Source organism: Sporomusa sp., from assembly GCF_035561255.1.
Classification (GTDB): domain Bacteria; phylum Bacillota; class Negativicutes; order Sporomusales; family Sporomusaceae; genus Sporomusa.
The window spans coordinates 1-2,347 of the sequence record NZ_DATMXX010000273.1 but is presented as its reverse complement, the minus strand read 5'-3'; the positions used below and the strand labels follow the sequence as shown (position 1 = coordinate 2,347).

At 45.6% G+C, this 2,347-nt stretch carries 5 protein-coding genes; all 5 read left to right on the top strand.

The genetic code is table 11. The features are described 5' to 3' along the window. The coding region (locus tag VN379_RS15175) for a hypothetical protein (RefSeq protein ID WP_325535312.1) at nt 1–241 on the top strand (241 nt) is incomplete at its 5' end. After that, nucleotides 234–776, top strand: a complete 543-nt coding sequence (locus VN379_RS15170) for an N-acetylmuramoyl-L-alanine amidase (RefSeq protein ID WP_325535310.1) — start codon at nt 234–236, stop codon at nt 774–776. The genes VN379_RS15175 and VN379_RS15170, both read left to right, overlap by 8 nt. Nucleotides 777–858: 82 nt before the next feature. Next, nucleotides 859–1,284, top strand: coding sequence for a hypothetical protein (locus tag VN379_RS15165; protein ID WP_325535308.1), 426 nt, complete (start codon nt 859–861; stop codon nt 1,282–1,284). Between the two features lie 253 nt (nt 1,285–1,537). Further along, nucleotides 1,538–1,681, top strand: coding sequence for a hypothetical protein (locus VN379_RS15160; protein WP_325535306.1), 144 nt, complete (start codon nt 1,538–1,540; stop codon nt 1,679–1,681). Nucleotides 1,682–1,919: 238 nt separating this feature from the next. Further along, nucleotides 1,920–2,132, top strand: a complete 213-nt coding sequence (locus tag VN379_RS15155) for a hypothetical protein (protein ID WP_325535304.1) — start codon at nt 1,920–1,922, stop codon at nt 2,130–2,132. Nucleotides 2,133–2,347: the final 215 nt, after the last annotated feature.

Below are 2,347 nucleotides of genomic sequence, written 5' to 3'. Positions count from 1 at the left end.
AGCCAAGGAAGGGTTGCAAAAAATTATCTATGAGCTGGATCGGCATGCGGATGATATGGAGAACCACGAAAAGCGAGCAACAGCTATTCAGTCAGTTATGGATATTTTGGGCTGGCGCCGGATTATCGTGCCTAAAGTTTTAGTTGGTTGGCTGATCGATGCCGAAGTGGCCGCGATCAGAAAGATTCAGCAGGCTACGGATACGCCGGATCTGCACAGGGAGGGAAATAATAATGGCTAAAATATTTATCAATCCCGGTCATGCCCCAAACGGTCGGCCTGATCCGGGCGCTGTTAATCCGATTACCGGGCTAAGGGAAGCGGATGTTGTGGCTACTGTGGGCTCATTGGTAGACACGTATTTGTGCCTGGCCGGTTGTGAAACTAAAATATTGCAAAGCAACTCTCTTGATGAAGTGATCAATGCAGCCAATGCCTGGCGGGCTGATTTATTTGTCAGCATTCACTGCAATAGCGTGGATAGTCCGGCACCGAGCGGGGCTGAGACCTGGTACTGGTTTAACTCAGTTAAGAGCAAGGGCCTGGCCGGATGCATCCAGCAGCAAATTGTTAGCTCGCTGCCGGTGGCGGACCGGGGATTAAAAGAAGCTATGCCAGGCAGAAGCTTGTATGTTTTAAAATATACAGATATGCCAAGTGCGCTGGTAGAGCTGGCATTTATCAGTAATGCCGAGGATGAGCAGTTGCTGGCTGACAGGCAGGATGAATTTGCCCGGGCTGTGGCCAGGGGAGTGACCGATTGTCTCAATAAATAAAAATAGCGCCGACTTAACGGCGCTTAAATGGGAGAGGAGAAATATATGTTTAGTTTAACCAAAATAAAGGAGATGATCCCCCATGATAAAAAGACTATTGTTATCGGTGCTATTTGCCTGCTTGCTATCGGCCTTGCCTGGTACCTGCTCAGCCCAGTACAGCATGACCGATCAGGAGCTGACCAGGTTAGAACAGATATTTCAGCAGCTGGACGCGAACAACAGGCAACTGCTGACCGAATTGAGCGAGTCGAAAACGGACTTGACTCAGGCGCGACTGAAGCTGGAAGGGTATCAGAGGGACTTGGAAGCGTTGCAGAATCAGTTGCTGGTATTGAAAGCCGAATCGACAGCAGCCAAACAAAACTTACTGACAGCGCAGGACTTATTGCAGAAGGCCAACAAATCCTTGGACAAATACGAGCGAGAGGTCAGAGCGGAGATTAGGGGGCTGAAGCTGCAGCGTGGGATACTGATGGTTGGGTTAGGATATTTGGTGACTAAATGAGTTATATTAATCACCTTTTGATCAATTGGCGTGTTGCTTTCCATGCGCTTGGAGATTTCTTTGCACATTTCATCCACGGTCTGCTTCCAGCAATAAAAATACGGCATCATCAGCCGCAAAAATAAGTAGAGTGTGGCCCCGGACTTCGGTCTGGGGCTTTTTTTTATTGCTATATTCTTCAATAAACTTGATATATTGTATTGACAAACAATCACAAATGAGGTATGATTAAATCATAGAAAGGGGGTGTAAAGTGGACGCTAAACAAAAAGAACTTCTCGAAGTAGCGGCTCTGATGATCGGAATAGCGGCAAACCTAATCACGATAGCAGAATCGCTCAAGAGAAGCAAGAAGCCCCGAGAAAACCGCAAAAAGCCTCGCAAGCGCAAGCGGTAAACCGGAGCTGATGAGCAGGGGAGGGGAACCTCCCTTACTTATCAAAAGTATATCATGTTTAACGTCTACAATCAATTATGACAAAATGGGGTAAACTGACAATAATATCCACGGCAATACTTGCTATCGGCATGGTGCTGCGAATGGCGTGGAACATAGATAACATTCTTATTCTTTTGACTGGTATTTTAATTGGCGTCTGCTTTGTCGGGGCGGTTGTGTGGTGGAGGGATCGGAATTGGTAACGAAAAAACAAGGTGGCGCACGTCCTGGTGCCGGTCGGCCTACTAAGCAACCAAGCGAAGTAGTTCAGCGCAAACAGCGCCAGCTTCGTGCTTTTGATGATGAATGGAAGATTATAAACCAGTTTGCGGACTTGGTTAAACACTGGGATAAGGAAAAATGTAAATTGGCATTGAATAAACTGGTAAGCGAAAGTGGCCAGGGTTAAGCCGTCCGAATAGGGCGGCTTTTTTATTTTATATGTCTTTCCCAAGGTAATTTTAATAAACAACTGTTAATATGTAATAAAATATGCAAGGAGTGCTGATATGTTATATTATTTTGTAGTTTTCATATTAACGTTGCTTATGGTTTTTACAATAGTTGGTTATACATTTATATACTGGCATGAGACAAATTAGAGCCGCAAGGCTCTTGTATCGC